At 61.1% G+C, this 17,993-nt stretch carries 14 protein-coding genes; 1 reads left to right on the top strand and 13 read right to left on the bottom strand.

Annotated elements, in window-relative coordinates; genetic code table 11:
* Nucleotides 1-56: 56 nt before the first annotated feature.
* Genes AC3Y64_RS00790 through AC3Y64_RS00775 form a run of 4 tightly spaced genes read right to left on the bottom strand, consistent with a single transcriptional unit; the run spans nucleotide 57 to nucleotide 4,755 of the window.
* On the bottom strand, nucleotides 57-551 hold the full coding sequence (locus AC3Y64_RS00790) for a GNAT family N-acetyltransferase (RefSeq protein ID WP_489986091.1): 495 nt from the start codon (nucleotides 549-551) through the stop codon (nucleotides 57-59).
* Between the two features lie 11 nt (nucleotides 552-562).
* Complete coding sequence (locus AC3Y64_RS00785) at nucleotides 563-2,659, bottom strand: efflux RND transporter periplasmic adaptor subunit (RefSeq protein ID WP_489986090.1); 2,097 nt, start codon at nucleotides 2,657-2,659, stop codon at nucleotides 563-565.
* Complete coding sequence (locus AC3Y64_RS00780) at nucleotides 2,660-3,979, bottom strand: efflux RND transporter periplasmic adaptor subunit (protein ID WP_489986089.1); 1,320 nt, start codon at nucleotides 3,977-3,979, stop codon at nucleotides 2,660-2,662.
* Nucleotides 3,976-4,755 (bottom strand): efflux RND transporter periplasmic adaptor subunit, encoded by a 780-nt coding sequence (locus AC3Y64_RS00775; protein WP_489986088.1) that lies wholly within the window; start codon nucleotides 4,753-4,755, stop codon nucleotides 3,976-3,978. The genes AC3Y64_RS00780 and AC3Y64_RS00775 overlap by 4 nt, the downstream gene beginning before the upstream one ends.
* A gap of 486 nt (nucleotides 4,756-5,241) precedes the next feature.
* Here AC3Y64_RS00775 and AC3Y64_RS00770 point away from each other — a divergent pair, with 486 nt between their 5' ends.
* On the top strand, nucleotides 5,242-5,931 hold the full coding sequence (locus AC3Y64_RS00770) for an NYN domain-containing protein (protein WP_489986087.1): 690 nt from the start codon (nucleotides 5,242-5,244) through the stop codon (nucleotides 5,929-5,931).
* On the opposite strand, the gene AC3Y64_RS00765 is transcribed toward AC3Y64_RS00770, so the two are convergent.
* The 9 genes from AC3Y64_RS00765 to AC3Y64_RS00725 all read right to left on the bottom strand — a co-directional run bounded on the left by AC3Y64_RS00765 (nucleotide 5,912) and on the right by AC3Y64_RS00725 (nucleotide 17,979).
* Nucleotides 5,912-7,492 carry an efflux transporter outer membrane subunit gene (locus AC3Y64_RS00765; protein ID WP_489986086.1) on the bottom strand — a complete coding sequence of 527 codons (1,581 nt, stop codon included), beginning with the start codon at nucleotides 7,490-7,492 and terminating at the stop codon, nucleotides 5,912-5,914. The two genes, AC3Y64_RS00770 and AC3Y64_RS00765, sit on opposite strands and share 20 nt — an antisense overlap.
* Nucleotides 7,489-8,559 carry an HlyD family secretion protein gene (locus AC3Y64_RS00760; protein ID WP_489986085.1) on the bottom strand — a complete coding sequence of 357 codons (1,071 nt, stop codon included), beginning with the start codon at nucleotides 8,557-8,559 and terminating at the stop codon, nucleotides 7,489-7,491. The genes AC3Y64_RS00765 and AC3Y64_RS00760 overlap by 4 nt, the downstream gene beginning before the upstream one ends.
* A 26-nt stretch (nucleotides 8,560-8,585) precedes the next feature.
* Complete coding sequence (locus tag AC3Y64_RS00755; RefSeq protein ID WP_489986084.1) at nucleotides 8,586-10,124, bottom strand: MFS transporter; 1,539 nt, start codon at nucleotides 10,122-10,124, stop codon at nucleotides 8,586-8,588.
* Between the two features lie 190 nt (nucleotides 10,125-10,314).
* On the bottom strand, nucleotides 10,315-11,232 hold the full coding sequence (locus AC3Y64_RS00750; RefSeq protein WP_257356710.1) for a LysR family transcriptional regulator: 918 nt from the start codon (nucleotides 11,230-11,232) through the stop codon (nucleotides 10,315-10,317).
* Between the two features lie 197 nt (nucleotides 11,233-11,429).
* The gene (locus AC3Y64_RS00745) at nucleotides 11,430-12,296 is read right to left on the bottom strand and encodes an ABC transporter permease (protein WP_489986083.1); all 867 of its coding nucleotides are present in this window, start codon (nucleotides 12,294-12,296) and stop codon (nucleotides 11,430-11,432) included.
* A gap of 20 nt (nucleotides 12,297-12,316) precedes the next feature.
* Entirely contained in the window at nucleotides 12,317-13,177 is an 861-nt protein-coding gene (locus tag AC3Y64_RS00740) for an ABC transporter ATP-binding protein (protein WP_016985557.1), read from the bottom strand.
* A gap of 22 nt (nucleotides 13,178-13,199) precedes the next feature.
* Nucleotides 13,200-14,096, bottom strand: coding sequence for a TauD/TfdA dioxygenase family protein (locus AC3Y64_RS00735; RefSeq protein ID WP_489986082.1), 897 nt, complete (start codon nucleotides 14,094-14,096; stop codon nucleotides 13,200-13,202).
* Nucleotides 14,097-14,465: 369 nt separating this feature from the next.
* The gene (locus tag AC3Y64_RS00730) at nucleotides 14,466-15,833 is read right to left on the bottom strand and encodes an HlyD family type I secretion periplasmic adaptor subunit (RefSeq protein ID WP_489986081.1); all 1,368 of its coding nucleotides are present in this window, start codon (nucleotides 15,831-15,833) and stop codon (nucleotides 14,466-14,468) included.
* Nucleotides 15,823-17,979 (bottom strand): type I secretion system permease/ATPase, encoded by a 2,157-nt coding sequence (locus AC3Y64_RS00725; protein WP_158955271.1) that lies wholly within the window; start codon nucleotides 17,977-17,979, stop codon nucleotides 15,823-15,825. The genes AC3Y64_RS00730 and AC3Y64_RS00725 overlap by 11 nt, the downstream gene beginning before the upstream one ends.
* Between the last annotated feature and the right edge of the window lie 14 nt (nucleotides 17,980-17,993).

Raw genomic sequence — 17,993 nt, 5'->3', positions numbered from 1 at the left:
CGACATCAACCCATGTGGGAGCGATCGGGCCCGCTCCCACAGGGTTCCACATCATTTCAGGCGGGATACCACACCAGCCGTTCCGCCGCCGGGTTGCTTTCTTCAACCGTAAACCCCAGCGCCAGGTAATGCCGGCGCGCATGGGGATTGTTGGTCCAGACCACCGTAGCCACCGGGCAGCGAATCTGTTGCGCGGCTTTTTGCACGCCCAGCAGCACCTCGCGGCCATAACCCTTGCCCTGCGCCTGCGGGATGAAGGCGAGATACAACAGACGAATTTCGTTGGGGCCGAAGTCGGTGCTCAGCGCACCGATGGCCGTGCCAAGTTTCTCGACCACGTAGTGCATGGCATTTGGGTGGCTCTCGCCCATGCCCAGTTCCTGCACCTGAAATTGCTGGGCGACGATTTGTTGCACCAGTTCCTGTTCGCCGTCTATCAACTGCAAGTCCGGGCGCGCCGTCTGATACAGGTTGTGCAGAAACGGCCCATCCGTTGCCCGAGAAGGTCGCACCACCAAACCGTTTGCCATCATTGCTGCGTTGTCCGCCATCGTGCTCTCCGTTAGAAACCGCTTTCCCTGACCCCCAGCGCGGCCAACCGGCGCCATGCCACACCGAGCAACGATTCGCCGCTGCCCTGCACAACCACCACGCCGCGCAGCGGTTGCACGGGTGTCGAGGCGTCATCCAGCGCACTCAAGCGCGCGCCATATTGCGCCTGCACCGGCTCCGCCCGCTGCTGCTGATCGCGGCGTACGGCAATCGGCCCGTGGTGATCGGAGGTCAGTGCCTCCTGATCGACATAGGCCACGCCGTTGGTGTCGATTTCATTCAGTCGCACGGCAAGCGCCGGGTGCATCGGATCGTCGGCGATGAAGCGGCCACTGGCGCCGGTTTTGACTCGCCACAGCTCGGCTTCCGCCAGATAGCCGCGCAGCCGCACGCCGTCCTCGACCACCCGGGCCAGCGGATCATGGCTCGACAACCAGCGTCCGGCGCTCATGTTCGGTAGCAGATCGCGCACGCGGCCTGCATGCAGCGCGCGCAGTTGCAGGCGTTCTCGCTGGGCGCTCAGGCCACGGTATTCGGCGACCGCTTCCGCCAGACGCTGCTCGACAATGCCGGCATCGGCGGCGGTTTCGCTGCGGCTGGCCTGACGACGCATCAATAGCTGCTGAATCTGGATTTCCCGGCGCACGATGGCTAGCCGCGATTCGAGATCCGGGGATTGCAGTTCAATCAGTACATCGCCCTGAGCGACTTCTTGTCCGTCCTTTACGTTTACCGCTTTGACCCTTGCCGCCGTCGGCGCATGCAGGACACTGGCGCGCCCGGCCTCGAGCATGGTCGGCAACTCCACCGAACTGCGCCACGGCACGATCAGCACCAGCAACAGCCCGAGCAGCGCCAACGCACTGAGCAGCACGCGCGGGCCGTGCGCCTGCTCACGGCGGCTCCACCACTGGCGCCACTCACGCATGATCGGCAGAAAAATGAACCACACCAGTTCCACCAGCATCAGGAAGATCCCCAATACCTTGAAGAACAGGTGATAGACCGCCAGCGCGATCCCGAAAAACAAAGCCGCACGCCATAACCACGAGCCATACCCCCAGATCAGCAAACGCCGTTGCATCTTCGGCGACCACGGCTCCGGCGCCGGGGCGCCGTAACCAAACAAAAACTCCCGCAGGCGCCAGCGACACAAGGCAAACGCGCGCCCCTGCAAGTTGTCGACTTCCCAGAAGTCGCTGATCAGAAAGTAACCATCAAAGCGCATGAACGGATTGAGATTGACCACCAGCGTCGTGATCCACGTGGCGCTGGCGAGCATGAACGCCGCCGTGCGTCCCGGCCCATCCGGCAACAACGACCACGCCAGCAACGCGATACACGCCAACAGCAATTCCGCGAGCACACCGCCGGCACCGATCAGCAACCGCGCGCGGCGGTCATTGACCCGCCAGGCGTCGCTGACATCGGTATAGAACATCGGCAGCAAAACCATGAACGCCACTCCCATGCTCTGCACTCGACACCCGGCGCGCTTGGCCATGAACGCGTGGCCGAATTCGTGACAGAGCTTGGCAAAGAACAACGCCACGCCAAATGCCATTGCCCCGCCGAGGCTGAACAAGTGCGGAAAAGTGCCGACAAAACGCTGCCAGTCGCGCGAGACCAGAAACACACCCAACACCAGCGTCGCCGGTAATCCGTAGCGCAGCAGGCGCGGACCGAAGCGCGCAAGCCACGGCCACGCGCGATTGAGAAATGCGTCCGGGCGCCACAGCGGAATGCGGAAAAACAGGTATTGATGCAGGAGGATTTGCCACAGGCTTTGCTTCTGCGCCAAGGCCTTGAGGCGGTAGCTGGCGCGCTGTTGATCGTCGAGCGCAGAGATCAAATCGTGGCCGCGAAGAAATTCCAGCAACTGTTCAAGCTCCGTGCCGTCCAGCGGCAAGCCCGGCTCACGATTGGCGGCGCGCAAGACTTGCTCGGCGTCACCCAGCGACCAATGCCGCAGCAGACGCATCGCCGCCGCGCCGAGCTTGAAGTAACGGCCGCGCACAGGGTCGGCGAGGGTCCAGCGCGGCGAACCGTCCAATGCCGGCGCCGCGGACGACAGTTGCAGGTCGGCACGCAGGCTCGGCAGATTCATCTAGAGGCCTACGCTCTGACGCAAACCGGCCAGCGGCCGACGCAACAAGTACAGCGCCAGCGGCGCACGGTCGCCGAAGATTTTCGCCGTGCCACGCAGGCCGATGCGTGGCGGCGGCTCGGTAAAATTGGCGTCGAGCCGATAGGCCAGTTGACCGCCCGCCGTCGGCTGCGCCTCGTATGCCGAGCGCTCCAGTGTGGCGAGATGGCGTTTCAACGGATCGCTATCAAGAAACAGCGCCACTTCAGCGCCGGGCTCCAGCGAGATTGCATCACCCACCGCCAGTTCGATGCGCAATTCAGCCTGGTTCGGATCGGCAATTTCCATGAGGCGTTCGCCGGTCTGTACCGGTTTGCCGGTCAAGCGTTCGGCGTCGGCGAACACCGCAATGCCGTCACGCTCGGCGCGCACTTCGCTGCGATTCAACAGTTCGCGGGCGTAGTCACGTTCCGCGCGCTTCTGCTCGACGCGGGCGGCAAGCAAGTCAACTTTTGAGCTCGATTCGGCGTCGGCAAACGAACGCTGGGAATTGGATTTCAATTCAGCTTCGGCCACTCCCAGCGCACGTTCAGCAACATCGGCCTGCGCCTTCAGCGTGGTGCTTTCGAAACGCACCAGCACATCGCCGGTTTTCACCGTCTGATTGGGTTTGACCAGAAAATCGGCGATCACTCCGTCCAGCGGCGCCGCCACCACGCGACCACCCAGCGGCACCACTTCGGCCGGGGCCAGCACTGATTGACGCACCGGAAGCAACAGTCCGAGCAACAGCACCGCGACCAACGCCACCTGACGCTTACGGGTCCAGCGCAGCCGCCACGGTTTGCGCGGTTGCAGCGCCAGCCAGGCATGGCTGTAGGTGTCACCGAGCTGCGACAGCAAGACTTGTTCGGAAGGATTCCACGGCACATCGCGCGCCAGCCACAAGCCGCCAAACACTTGCGTGTCGCGATCAATCAGTGGCAGCCAAAACACCTGCGCCGCCGACAGCGTGCGCCAGTCAGCCTGGATGCTGTCGTTCAGCAATTCCGGGGCAATCACCCGTGCCTGCTGCAGCACACCCTGCTTGAACAACTGCGCCACGGCCTGCTCGACGAAGGCCACGAACGGCGCGTTGGGCTCCACCGCACTGACCCCGGTGACCGCCTGCACCTTGCCGGCAATCAACAACGCCGCATGACGAAAGCCGAACAGCGCCTGGCCATCGTTGACCAGGCTGTAGGCCAGTTGCGAGGCGTCGCGGGCAGCGCGGGTCTGGCGTTCAAGGTCAAGAAACCTGGCGAATACCTGCTCGGCGCCGCCGCTCACCGGGGCGTTCACTTAAGCTCCGGGAAACGTGCCGTGCCGCTCATGCCGGCCAGCAAGCCTTTGGCGTCGGGAAGTGTGGCGACCAGCAACAGGGTCTGACTGCCCTCATCGATTCGCGCGCCCAGGCGCTTGACCGTGGCATCGATCGGCTGGCCGGTTTCATCGGGAACGAAGCTGAAGGTCTGGCCAGGTTTGAGCCTGGCCATCCAGCGTGACGGCACCAGCAAATGAATTTCGAGGGTACGGTTATCGACGACATCAAGCAGTGGTGCGCCGGCCGGCACGCTTTCATAGCGCTGCACTTTGCGTTCGACCACTTGCCCGTCGAACGGTGCGATCACGCTGCAGCGTTTGACCTGCACCTGATACACCTGAGATTGCGCCTGGGTTTCGCTGACCTTGGCCTCGGCCCTCGCCACTTCGAAACGCCCGACGGAATTGAGTGCAGCCAACTGCTTGTTGTGCGCCAGCTCTTCACCGGCACCACGACTGGCCGCCTGCGCGGCATTGAGTTGCGCCTGATAGGCCGAACAATCGAACTTCGCCAGCGTATCGCCCTTCTTGAACGACTCGCCCTCGCTGAACGGCAACTCGACAATCCGCCCGGAAAGCTCACTGGCCAGCGTCGCCTGATCACGCGCCCGCAACACCCCGCGCGCCTCACTGCTCACGGTGGCCGCCGCCGTCCCCGGATTATCCAGCAGCGGATAGTCTGGCCCGGGCGTTTGCGCCTGAACTGCACACGTAACTAAGGTCAATCCGACAACCCAACCACGAAAACGCTGCATAACCGCTACTCCCTGACGGATGTGCGGAGTCTACGACAGCGGGGATTAGCGTCAAGCGAAAGGCCATCACTCTTCGGAAATGTAATGTTTCAAAAGAGACAGCCGCTCAATGACCGTTTAAGAGATGTAGGCACGCTCCGCCTTCCTACACGAGTTAGGAATGCTACCGATAGCGCATTGCGAAAAAGGCGATAGACAGGCTACCTATGGAAGTAAACGCGGGCCGAATGTACCTCTTTCTGCAACAACTTCTAATATTGGCGCCCTTAAATGGCTTGACCCTAGTCGGCATTGGTAGCCAAAACTGGCAAGCCGGTGCTGGAAATAAACCAGTGGAGTGAGCCCGCAATTATTTGGTGATTGACCTGCATGACGCACTCAATCTAGGATTGCCTTACTCAACCCCGTACGTAGCGATTCAGTTCGCTGGCAGTTGGGGTGAAGAAACCGGCTTAGGCCGGTTTTTTCGTTTCTGAGGAATGATTTGTGCGAACTGCTTTCTTTGTCGATGGCTACAACTTGTTTTATGGGCTGCTCGCTGGCACCCCCTATAAATGGCTCAATCTTGAAGGATTGCTGGTCCATGTGGCGTACATCGAAAACCCGCAAAACGCCGTTGTCTCGATTGACTATTTCACCTCCTCAATAAAACCCGAGCTCGCGACATTGGGCCGAATTTCAAAAGAGGCACAAGACACTTATATAAGGGCACTGCGCACGACCAATGTCAGGGTACATTTTGGTCGACATCACCTTGAACAGGCTAAAGCGCCTCGATTCATCGACAAAAACACCAAGGCCTCACGTCAGGACAAGGTCGACATCTGGAAGCTTGAAGAAAAGGAAACCGACGTTCATATAGCGATCAGCATGTACCGCACCGCCTGCCAGCAGATGATGTTCGCAACGCAAGAGCGTGTCGAACAACTCGTACTGGTTTCGAGTGACACCGATATCACTCCCGCATTGAGATCGATACGGACAGATTTTCCTCATCTAACCGTTGGCGTGATCCTTCCGCACAGGGCAGGTTTGAACCGGCCCACTCCAGGCTCTCTGAAAGATCACTCTCATTGGTTGCGACGTGTAATCACTGCGGATGAATTGCTTCTCCATCAGTTTCCTGACCGAGTAGCCACTCACAAAAAACCAGCGATCAAACCGGATTATTGGTAGTTACTTGCGCCGGATACACCGACTCCCATCCCCCGCCCAATGCCTTGTACAACCCGACCATCGCCAGCGAAACCCCGGTCGAGCTCTCAACCCATTGCTCCTGCGTCGCCAGCAACGCGCCTTGCACGGTGAGCACGTTGACGAAATCAACCACGCCTTCGACGTATTGCTGTTGCGCGGTGCGCAGGGCGATCTGGTTCTGGCGGACGGCTTCAGCGAGGCTGTCGCGGCGGCGTTGGCTGGCGTTGTAGGCGGTCAGCTGATCGTCGATTTCATGCCAGGCGCGCAGCACGGTTTGCTGGTAGGCGACGGCGGCTTCCTGCTGTTGAGCTTCGCGCAATTGCAACACGCCGCGCAGGCGTCCGCCGTCGAACAGCGGCAGGCTGAATTGCGGGCCGATGCCGAAGGCGCGTGAGCCCCACGAACCGAAGTCGCTGAGTTGCATGGCTTGCGAGCCGAGGTTGCCGGACAGGGTGATGCGCGGATAGAAATCGCCCTTGGCCACGCCGATATTGGCGGTGGCAGCGTGCAGGCGCGCTTCGGCCTGACGGATGTCCGGACGGCGTTCGGCCAGTTGCGACGGCAGGCCGATGGCGACTTGCAGCGGCGACTGCGGCACGGCGGCGTCTGTGGATAACTCTTTAGCGAGCGCTTGTGGCGGCTCACCCATCAGCAGGCTGATGGCGTTGATCAGTTGCGACTGACGTTGTTCCAGCGCCGGCAGACGCGATTCGATGGCGGCCACTTGCGCGGCGGCTTCGGCGACGTCCAGGTCAGTCGCCACGCCGTCAGCCAAACGCAGTTGCGAGAGTTTCAGGCTGTGCCGGGCGACGTCGAGGTTTTCTTCGGTGACCGCACGAGTGTTCTGTACGCCGCGCAGCTGAATGTAGTTTTGTGCGGTGTCAGCGAGTACCGCCAGCAACACGCCGCGACGGTCATTTTCGGCGACCTCAAGATTGGCGTCGGCGGCTTCGGTTTCGCGGCGCACGCGGCCCCAGAAATCCAGTTCCCAAGAGGCGGAGAAACCGGCGTCCCACAGATTGAAAGCGGAATCGCCGTTATGCCCGGACGGGTCGCTCAGGCCTTTGCCGCTGTTGCGTTCGCGGCCGTAACTGCCGCTCGCGGCAGTGTTCGGGTAACGGTCAGCACCGATCATTTGGCGGGCGGCGCGGCTTTGTTGCAGGCGGCTGCTGGCCAGTTGCAGGTCGAGGTTGCTCTTCACCGCACGCTGAGTGAGCGCGGAGAGTTGCGGGTCGCGAAAGACCTCCCACCAGCGTTCGTTCAACGGTTCGCTGACGGCTTGGCTGGGCGCGGACTTGGCCGGTTTGGCCCAGTCGGCGATTTGTGTGGCTTGAGGCTTTTGGAAGTCCGGGCCGACGGTGCAGGCGGTGAGGCTGACCACAAGCAAGGCACTTAAGGTGAGTGGCTGCCACTGGCCCAATCGCTGGCAAGCCAGCTCCCACAGAGACTTTGCAGGTTGTCCGAGAACTCTAGTCCCGCCGAGAAACCCTGTGGGAGCTGGCTTGCCAGCGATGAGGACAGCCGATTCAACACCAATCATCGCTGAGTCACCTCACGCACCGACGTCGCCGAACTGCGCGTATCGATACTCGCCTCCACCGACATCCCCACGCGCAACCGTTCGGCCAGCGGCTGACCCGGTTCGAGCATGATTTTCACCGGAATCCGCTGCACCACCTTGGTGAAGTTGCCGGTGGCGTTGTCCGGTTTCACCGCCGCAAAAGTCACACCGGTCGCCGGGGCAATACTTTCGACGCGACCACTCAACGCCTCGCCGCCGAGGCTGTCGACACGCACCTGCACTTCCTGACCCGGCTGCACGTCAGTCAGCTGCGTCTCCTGAAAATTCGCCACTACATAGGCCTGTTTCAGCGGCACCACCGCCAGCAGCTTGCTGCCCGGCGTTACGTAGGCGCCGACGCGCACGGCGCGCTCGCCGATCATGCCGTCCTGCGGGGCGGTGATGCGCGTGTAGGAGAGTTCGAAACTGGCGATTTCCAGCGCCGCTTGCGCGTGCTTCAAACTGCCTTCGGCGGCGTCGCGCTGAGCGCTGAGGATATCGACCTGCTTGCGCTCCGCCGCCAGTTTCGCCGTGGCCGTGTCGAGATGCGCCGTGGCCTGATCGATGCGGGTGCGCGCCTGTTGCGCGTTCTGCACCGTCCCGGCACCGACGCCGGCCAAATGGTTGTAGCGATTCAGTTCTTGCTGGGCGAAGGCCATTTCAGCCTTGGCCGAAACCACCGAAGCTTGCGCCTGAGCGATCACCGACGTCTGGCGCTCCAGCGTCGCCTTGGCGTTCTGCAACTGCGCTCGCGCCACCAGCGTTTGCGCATCCGCCGCTTCGGCTGAAGCGCGCAAATCGCGATCATCGATCAACGCCAACAATTGTCCGGCTTTGACTTGCTGGTTGTCTTCCACCAGCACTTCCTTGATAAACCCGGCCACGCGCGGCACGACCAGCGTGTAATCAGCGGAGACAAAGGCATCGTTGGTGGTTTGCTCGGTGCGTTTGCCGAACAGACCGGGCAGCGCCAGGTACACCAGCACGCCTACGGCCAGCGCGGCCGCCACGGCCACCGCGAGTTTTTGCTTTGCTTGAGTCGTCATAAAAACCTTCTGTTTCAGTACAGCCATCAGGTCGGCGCGCGCGGTGGATAGATCCGCGTCGGCAGCCAGAAAATCAGCAGGATCAACGCCACCGCGACGCCGGCCATGCACACATAGAGATCGGAAGAGGTCAGCACCACGGCTTGTTCGTGCAGTCGATGGGCAAGGCCCGGATCGCTGTGATCGGTCATCGGCGAATTGCCGAGGCTGTCGACCAACATGCTCGAATGGAAATGCAGGCGCGAGGTGGTCAGCGCCTCGATCACGCCGGTAGCGACCACGGCTGACAGGCCTTTAACGGTGTTGAACCACGCCGAGGCAAACGGCCCGTCCAGCGGCGTGATGCTGCCGGTCGACAGCATCAGCAACGGCAACACCGCCATCGGCTGGCCGAAAATCTGCAGCCACTGCAGCACGTAGAAATCGTCACGAATCCATTGCGAAGTCAGTTGCGATCCACCCAGGCAGGACAACGCCAACATGCTCAAGCCGATGCCGAGCACCCAGCGACAATCCACCCAGCGCAGGTTGCACAGCGCCGCCACCAGCGGCAGTGCGATCAACTGCGGCAATGCGGCGATCAACATGATCGGCGCGGTCTGCACCGGGCGATAGCCCTGCACCTGGGCCAGGTAACTCGACGGAATCAACACCACCGCCAACAGCACCACCAACACCCCGGCCAGGGTCATCAAGGCGAACGACAGGTTGCGGATGCCGAGCATCTGCAATTTGAAAAACGGAATCGGCTGCGACCACTCGTTGATCAGAAACGCCACCAGCAGCAGCGAACCGGCGCCGAGCAATCCACAGATCAGGCTCGACTCGAACCAGTCCAGTCGATTGCCCTGCAACAGACCGATGACCAGCATGCAGATCGCCGGAAAGCCCAGCAGCAGGCCTTTCCAGTTGAACGACTTGAGGCGCTCCAGACGCAGCGGATCCTGCGGCAAGCCATACGCCACAGCGGCCATGGCGATCAGGCAGGGCACGATGATCTGCCAGAACGTCCACTGCCAGCCGACGTACTCGGTCCACAAACCGGCCAGCGGTGTACCGAGGCCCGGGCCGAACGTCGCCGTCAGCGCATAACCGGCCAGGCCATAGAGTTTGATGTTGGCCGGCAAAAAACGCAGCGCGACAGTCATCAGCATTGGCGGCAGCGCGCCGCCGGCCAGACCTTGCAGGATGCGCATCAACAGCAGGCTTTCGTAGTTCGGCGCGAACGGGCAGAGCACGCCGAGCAAGGTGAACAGACCGATCGCGCAGAGGGTGAAGCGGCGCAGCGAGAAGGTCACCGAACACCACGGCGCGAACGCCATGGCCGCGACCGAGGTGGCGGTGTAGCTGGCGACCAGCCAGGTGCCTTCGTCGTAACCGATGTTCAACCCGCCACGGATGTCGGCCAGGGCCACTTTGGTGACCATCTCGTTAAGGCCCGACACCAGCACCGCCAGCAATACGCCGACCAGGCCGATGATGATCCGCGCCCCGAACACCGGTGGCGTGATCGCCTTTGCCGGGCTGGCCGCAGCGATGGGCGCTGCCGCCGTCAGGGATGTCATGAATACACACTCCGAAGGGAAAAATACCGGAGCATCTTAGTCGGGCTTGGCAATGACGAAAACTGACTTATTGGCAGGTTATAAGTGCGTCAGACGCAATCATTAAAGCAACAGATCGCAGCCTTCGGCAGCTCCTACAGGGATATGCATTTCAATGTAGGAGCTGCCGAAGGCTGCGATCTTTTGATCTTCAGGGCTGTGCCGCCAACCACGTTTCGTCGCAGCAGGTCTTTAGGGTTTCACGCAGCCAACGATGCGCCGGATCCTTGTCGAAACGCGGGTGCCAGGCCTGGGTCAGCATCAGGGTTGGCAATGGAATTGGCAGGTCGAACGAGCGCAGCTTCAAGCCGAGCCGACGCACGCTGAGCAGCGCTTCCTTGGGCACCGGCAGAATCAGATCGGAATCCGGCAGCGCGAACATCGCCGCATGGAAACTCGGCGCGATCACCGCCACGCGCCGCTCCAGGCCCAGCGCATTCAGCGCGGTATCAATCGGGCCACGGGCAATGCCCCGGCGCGACATGCTGATATGGGAAAACCCGGCGTAGCGTTCGGCAGTGATTTCGCCATCCAGCAACGGATGGTCCTCACGCACCAGGCCAACGAAATGCGTGGAAAACAGGTTTTGCACTTTGACTTCCGGGGTGACCGGTCGGGTGTTGCTGACACTCAGGTCGATCCGCCCTTCTCGCAGCGCTTCATCGTCGCCATCGCCTTCCGGGACGAAGCGCAATTCGCAGTGCGGAGCCAGTTGATCGAGGGTGTCGAACAGCTTGCCGCCATAGACGCCGATGAAAAAGTCATTGGCGCGGATACTGAAGCGCCGGCGTAGCGTGCCCAGTTCCACGGTGTCGGCGGAGCGGAACAGCAGCGCGGCTTGCTCGACCACATCGCGGACTTGCTCGCGCAACTCAAGCGCCTTGGGGGTCGGCACCAGGCCACGACCGGCCCGCACGAGGATCGGATCGCCGATGGCTTCGCGGATTCGCGTCAGCGTGCGGCTCATGGCGGCCGGGCTGAGGTTCATCCGCCGCGCAGCGCCGACCACACTGCCTTCGTCGAGCAACGCGTCGAGGGCGACCAAAAGGTTCATGTCCGGGAGTTGCATGCTGAGCACTCGTGGCCGATCAGGATTGATCTGTGCGCAATGCTAGCAAACATCCTTGATATATGGAGGCGCCCGACAGGACGCCATCGCTGGCAAGCCAGCTCCCACAGGTTTTGTGGTGTTCTAGGTTTTGTGAACGCCCCCATCACTGTGGGAGCTGGCTTGCCAGCGATGCCGCCAGCCGGCACGCCACAAAACTACCGCTGCATCCCCCACCGCTTGACAGTCACCCGCTCCAGCGTATCGAACACCAGATTCTCCACCAGCAAGCCAATCAAAATCACCACCGCCAACCCGGCAAACACCTTGTCGGTATACAGCTCATTACGATTCTGAAAGATGTACCAACCCAGCCCACCCTTGCCACTGGTCGCGCCAAACACCAGTTCAGCCGCGATCAACGTGCGCCAGGCAAACGCCCAGCCAATCTTCAGCCCGGCCAGAATCGACGGCAGCGCCGCCGGGATCAGAATGAACAGTACCAACCGCAGACCCTTCAAACCGTAATTGCGCCCGGCCATGCGCAGCGTTTCAGACACGCCGAGAAACCCCGCGTAAGTGTTCAGCGCCAAGGCCCACAACACCGAATGCACCAACACAAAAATCAGGCTGTTCTGCCCCAGGCCAAACCAAAGCAGCGCCAAGGGCAGCAAGGCAATCGCCGGTAGCGGGTTGAACATCGAGGTCATCGTGCTCAGCAGATCGCGGCCCAACTGCGTCGACACCGCCAACGTGGTCAGGGCAAACGCCAAGACAATGCCGATCAGATACCCCTTGATCAGCACCACCAGCGATATCCACACCTTGGCCAGCAGTTCACCGCTGAGCAAGCCATCGAACAGCGCATGGCTGGTCTGCAGAAAACTCGGCAGCATCAGATCATTGTTCTGGATCCGCGCGACCACTTCCCACAGCACCGCCAGCACAATCAGGATCAGGCTTTTACGCAGCCAGCCCTGTTGCCACAGCCGCGTGCCGAGGGACAGTTCTCGCTCGACCGGCACCTCTTTCAGCGGCTCCAACACAATTTCGAATTCTTCACGCACGGATGATGAATGGCTCATCGGGTACTCCTCCTGGCCGCTCAATAGGCGATGCGAATATCGTTGAAGTCGTGGTCACGTTCGGTTTCTGGCGACTGGCCTTCGTCGAACAACAGACGATGAATACGCCGCGCCGATTCCTGAAACGCCACGCCACCCAGGCTGTGCAAATCGTATTGATGGCTGTGCACTTCGGCACGTACCCGGCCCGGATGCGGCGACAGCAGCAAAATGCGATTGCCGACCACCAGTGCTTCTTCAATCGAGTGGGTGACGAACAACAGGGTGAAGCGCACTTCTTCCCAGAGCAGCAGCAATTCTTCCTGCATCTTGCGGCGGGTCAGCGCATCGAGTGCGGCGAATGGCTCGTCCATCAAGAGGATTTTCGGCTGCATCGCCAACGCCCGGGCAATCGCCACGCGCGCCTTCATGCCGCCGGACAAGGTATGCGGATAGGCATCGGCAAAAGCTGCGAGCCCAACCTTTTCCAGATAGTGCAGTGCGCGTTCTTCCGCCTCTTTTTTCTTCAGCGTGCGCGAGGCCAGCAGCGGAAACATCACGTTCTGCTTCACGGTTTTCCACGGCGGCAGCTGATCGAATTCCTGAAACACCACGATCCGGTCCGGCCCCGGTGCGTCAACACGCTGGCCTTGCAGGCGGATCTCGCCTTCGCACGGTTGAATGAACCCGGCGACCGCTTTGAGCAAGGTCGATTTGCCGCAACCGGACGGGCCGAGCAGCACATAACGATCGGCCGGATCAATTTCGAAACTGACCTGATGGGTGGCGCGCACCACGCGTTGCGGCGTGCGGTATTCGAGGCTGACGTGATCGACGGCCAGCAGCGCTTCGCTGCGGGCGATCGGGTTGCTGGCCGCGTGGCCTGGCAAGGGAGCGTTCATTTTTTGATCAATCTCCGCTGAATCAGAAAGGCGCGTCGCCCTGGATGGTCGTGCGATACAGCTTGCGGCGCAGGTGCGCGGGGCAGCCGGCGGCAAGATGGATCAGCGAACGGTTGTCCCAGAACACCAGGTCGTGGGGCTGCCACTGATGGCGGTAGATGTTTTGCGGCAGCACGCTGTGGGCATAGAGCTCGCTCAGCAGTTGCTGGCTCTCGTCTTCCGGCAGGCCGACGATGCGCGTGGTGAAACCCTCGCTGACGAACAGCGCCTTGCGGCCATTTTCCGGGTGCGTGCGCACCACCGGGTGCACCACTTCCGCCACTTGAGCGAGTTGCTCCGGGGTCAGGGTCGGACGCCAGTTGCCTTCGAATTTGGTTTCGCTGTAGCGCGCGGTGTAGGAATGCGCGGCGCGGCGTCCATCGACTGCTTTGCGCAAGGCTTCGGGCAAGTTGTCCCAGGCCTTGTGCATGTCGGCGAACAACGTGTCGCCGCCCTCGGAAGGCAGCTCTTGCGCATGCAGCATCGAGCCAAGGCTCGGCAACTCTTTATAGGAGAGGTCGGAGTGCCAAAACTTGCCGGCATCGCCGAGGCCGATGTTCTGGCCGTTCTCGATGATGTTGGAAACGATGAGGATTTCCGGGTGACTGACCAGCAGGAACTGCTTGAGCACGTGGATCTGCAGCACGCCGAAGCGGCGGCTGAAGTCGATTTGTTGTTGCGGGGTAATTTGTTGGTCGCGGAATACCACAACGTGGTGATCCAGATGCGCGCGATGAATGCGCGCAAAGTCCTGATCATTGATCGGCCGACTGAGGTCGAGGCCGATGATTTCGGCGCCGACGGCACCACTGAAAGGACGGATTTCAAAGGATTGCGGCGCGGCGGTCGCGGCGCTTGGGGAAGCAGTAGCTGCGGACATCTTTCCATCTCCCACGCACGGCGCGCTCACGGGCGCGCTCGTCGATCAGACACTCACGCTGAATTGCGTGTTGGTTCAGCTCGTGCGGCGCGCCGATTGGTCGGCAGGTACGCAGGGAGACGACTTTATAGCTATAAGAATTGGAAATTAAATACCGTTAATGAATAACGATATGGCGATTGGTGAGGAATGGACTGAGTGGTGAGTGACGGTTTTTGTCACTTACTGACTGGGATGTGGTGTGTGGGCTGCCGTCATCGCTGGCAAGCCAGCTCCCACAGGGTTTTGGGTAGAACACTTCTATGTGTCCGACATAAAACTTGTGGGAGCTGGCTTGCCAGCGATGAGGCCAGAAAGGCCAATGAAGATCTAGCGCTCGTGCAACGCCTCAGCCCGTGCCCGAATGATCGGTTTGAGCAGGTAGCTCAACACCGACTTCTTGCCGGTAATGATGTCCACCGACGCAACCATCCCCGGAATGATCAACAACGGCTTTTCATCGGTGCCCAAGTGGCTGCGCTCAGTGCGCACCTTGATCACGTAATACGTGGTTTTCTTGTCTTCGTCGGTGATGGTGTCCGCGCCAATCTGCTCCAGTTGCGCCTTCAGCCCACCGTAAATGGTGTAGTCATACGCGGTGAATTTGACGATCGCTTCCTGCCCCGGATGCAGGAAGGCAATGTCCTGCGGACGGATCTTCGCTTCGACCAGCAAGGTGTCGTCCAGCGGCACGATTTCGACCATGTCGCTGCCCGGCTGAATCACGCCACCGATGGTGTTGACCAGCAACTTGTTGACGATACCGCGCACCGGCGATGTCACCAGCGTACGGCTGACGCGGTCTTCCAGCGCCTTGCCGGTAGCACTGGCCTTGTTCAGGTCAGTGCGTGCTTCGTTAAGCTGAGTCAGCGCTTCGCTGCGGAATTTGCCGCGTGTCTCGTCGATCTTGCGCTGCACTTCCTTGATCGCCGATTCGGCGCGCGGGATGGCCAGCGTAGTGGCGTCGAGCTGACCGCGTGTTTCCACCTCGGCGCGCTTCAGACGCAAGACTTCTACCGGGGACACTGCGCCCTGCGCCACCAGCGGCTCGGACATGTTGATTTCCTGGCGCTGCAAGCCGAGTTGCTGACGATACTGCGCTTGCTTGGAGGCGAATTCGCGCAGCTCTTGCTGACGCTGAATCAACTGTTCCTGCAACCCGCCAATCTCGTCGTGCAATTGCTGACGGCGGCTGATGTACAGCGACTCTTCACTTTTCGCCTGACCGGGCACGGCTTTGAGCACGTCCTCGGGGAAATTCAGCGGGCGGTCATCGACCTCAGCGCTCAGACGCTCAACGCGCAACAGCATCGACAGGCGATCGGCCTCGGTTTCGCCGACGTTGGAGGCAAATCGCGTGTCGTCGAGGCGAATCAGCGGTGCGCCGGCTTCGACGATCTGGCCTTCCTTGACGAACAGTTCGGAGACAATCCCGCCCTCAAGGTTCTGGATTTTCTGGATCTTCGACGACGGAATCGCCTTGCCATCGCCCTTGGTCACTTCGTCGATCACGGCGAAATTGGCCCAGAGCATGAGGAACACGAAGAAGCCGATGATCGCCCAGATGGTCAGGCGCACGACGCGCGGGGCGTCCTCGATCAGCGCTTTGTTGACCTCCGGCAGCGGCTGGCCCTGCAGCGATGCCGAGCCCTTGAAGTAGCGACGGATCGAATCCTTGAAACCCGACTTAAGCAACACTGATCTGCCCCTTCTTCAACGCTTCCATCACGGCGGCTTTCGGGCCATCGGCAAGAATTTGTCCACGGTCGATCACCAGCAGACGATCCACCAGCGACAACAGTGAAGCCCGGTGCGTAACCAGCACCACGGTTTTGTTTTCGATCACGGCGGCGAGGCGCTGTTTGAGGCGTTCTTCACCGGTGTTGTCCATCGCGCTGGTGGGTTCATCCATCAACAGGATGGGCGGATTGAGCAATAGCGCTCGGGCCAGCGCGACGTTTTGTCGTTGGCCACCGGAGAGGTTTTGCCCGCGCTCGCCGACTTGCAGCTCATAGCCTTGCGGGTGCAGACGGGCGAATTCGTGGACGCCGGCCAGTTCGGCAGCTTGCAGGACGAGTTCGTCTTCTACATAACGTGCGCCGGAAACCAGGTTGTCACGCAGGGTGCCGGCCAGCAGTTGGATGTCTTGCGGTACGTAGCCGATGTTGTAGCGCAGCTCACTGACGTCGATCTGGCGGATATCCACACCGTCGACCAGCAACGCGCCGTCATCCGGCTGATACAGACCCACCAGCAATTTGGCGAGGGAGCTTTTGCCCGAGCCGCTGCGGCCGATGATGCCGATTTTCTCGCCGGGACGGATCACCAGATTGATGTTCTTCAGCGCCGGGTTCTGTTGTTCCGGGTAGGTGAAGTTGAGCTGGCGGCACTCGATCGCGCCTTGCAAAACCTTGCGGCTCAGCGGGCGTTCTTCGAAGTTGCGCTCTTGCGGCAGCTCCATCATCTGGTCGACCGAAGTCATGGTGACACGGGCTTGCTGATAACGGGTCAGCAGACCCGACAGCGAGGCCAGTGGGCTCAGTGCACGACCACTGAGCATGTAGCAGGCAATCAGACCGCCCATGCTCAGGTTGCCGGCGATGATCTGGTACACGCCGAAGACGATCATGATCACCCCGGCCAGTTGCTGGATCAGCAGGGTGATGTTCATCGCCAGGCCGGAGAGCATTTTCACCCGCAGCTCGAGGCGGCTGAGGGTGCCGATGGTTTGTTCCCACTGGTATTGGCGTTCGCTTTCGGCGTTGTTGACCTTGACCGCGTCGAGGCCGGCGAGGGTTTCGATCAGGCTCGACTGGCGCTCGGCGCCGAGGGCCATGGTGCGTTCCATGGTGGCCACCAGCGGCTTCTGCAACGCATAGCCGATCAGCAGGGCAATCGGGAACGCCAGCACCGGAATCCACACCAGATGCCCGCCGAGAATGGCGATAACGATGAAGATCAGGATGGTGAACGGCAGGTCGATCAGACTGGTCAGCGTCAGCGAGGCGAGGAAGTCGCGCAGGCTCTGAAACTCGTGGATGTTCTGCGCGAAACTGCCGACTCGCGCCGGACGGTATTTCATGGCCATGCCGACGATGCGTTCGAACAGCGTCGCGGAAATGATCAGGTCGGTTTTCTTCCCGGCCAGATCCAGGCACAGGGCGCGCAGGCTCTTGAGGATCAGGTCGAAAATGTAGGCGCCAGTGATACCGAGGGCCAGCACCCACAGGGTCGCTTCGGCCTGATTCGGCACCACGCGGTCGTAGACGTTCATCACGAACAGCGGTGCAGCCATGGCGATGATGTTGATCAGGAAACTGGCGGCAATCGCATCGGCATACAGCCAGCGCGAACGCTTGAGGGTGTCGCGGAACCACGAACGCGCACGCGGAATCAGCGTGCCGTGGTTGACGTCGAATTTGTGTTGCGGCTGGGCGAAGAACACTTTGCCGGTGTAGTCATCGACGAGCAGCTCGCGGCTGACCACGGACTCGCCGCCGTCGCTTTCGCTGAGCAGCACCCGCGCGTCGTTGTCACCCTGCCAGCCGAGCAGGACGGCACTGCGGCCATCCTTGAGCAGCAGCAACGCCGGCATGGCGATCGCCGGAATTTCTTCCAGTTTGCGCTGCAGCACCCGACCTTGCAGGCCGGCGCGAGCCGCTGCGCGAGGCAGCAACTCGACACTCAAACGTTGTTTGGGCAGCGGCAGACCGGTGGTCAGCATCGCCGCGCTGGCGGGCTTCTGGTGCAGCATGCAAAGGGCGAGCAGACCGTCCAGTAACGGATCGTCGTGCAACGCGCGTGGATCATGACTGAGATGAACTCGACTGACTTCTGATTCCACGCTCGACACTCTTT

Source organism: Pseudomonas sp. 4CAES_32.4, assembly GCF_058136335.1.
Note: the sequence above shows the minus strand (reverse complement) of the source record. Positions and strands in the feature narration are given on the sequence as shown.

Excerpts from the sequence above, each read along its gene's own strand:
- AC3Y64_RS00790 (WP_489986091.1), bottom strand. The coding sequence starts at position 551 with ATGGCGGACAACGCAGCAATGATGGCAAACGGTTTGGTGGTGCGACCT.
- AC3Y64_RS00785 (WP_489986090.1), bottom strand. The coding sequence starts at position 2,659 with ATGAATCTGCCGAGCCTGCGTGCCGACCTGCAACTGTCGTCCGCGGCG.
- AC3Y64_RS00775 (WP_489986088.1), bottom strand. The coding sequence starts at position 4,755 with ATGCAGCGTTTTCGTGGTTGGGTTGTCGGATTGACCTTAGTTACGTGT.
- AC3Y64_RS00765 (WP_489986086.1), bottom strand. The coding sequence starts at position 7,492 with ATGATTGGTGTTGAATCGGCTGTCCTCATCGCTGGCAAGCCAGCTCCC.
- AC3Y64_RS00760 (WP_489986085.1), bottom strand. The coding sequence starts at position 8,559 with ATGACGACTCAAGCAAAGCAAAAACTCGCGGTGGCCGTGGCGGCCGCG.
- AC3Y64_RS00755 (WP_489986084.1), bottom strand. The coding sequence starts at position 10,124 with ATGACATCCCTGACGGCGGCAGCGCCCATCGCTGCGGCCAGCCCGGCA.
- AC3Y64_RS00750 (WP_257356710.1), bottom strand. The coding sequence starts at position 11,232 with ATGCAACTCCCGGACATGAACCTTTTGGTCGCCCTCGACGCGTTGCTC.
- AC3Y64_RS00745 (WP_489986083.1), bottom strand. The coding sequence starts at position 12,296 with ATGAGCCATTCATCATCCGTGCGTGAAGAATTCGAAATTGTGTTGGAG.
- AC3Y64_RS00740 (WP_016985557.1), bottom strand. The coding sequence starts at position 13,177 with ATGAACGCTCCCTTGCCAGGCCACGCGGCCAGCAACCCGATCGCCCGC.
- AC3Y64_RS00735 (WP_489986082.1), bottom strand. The coding sequence starts at position 14,096 with ATGTCCGCAGCTACTGCTTCCCCAAGCGCCGCGACCGCCGCGCCGCAA.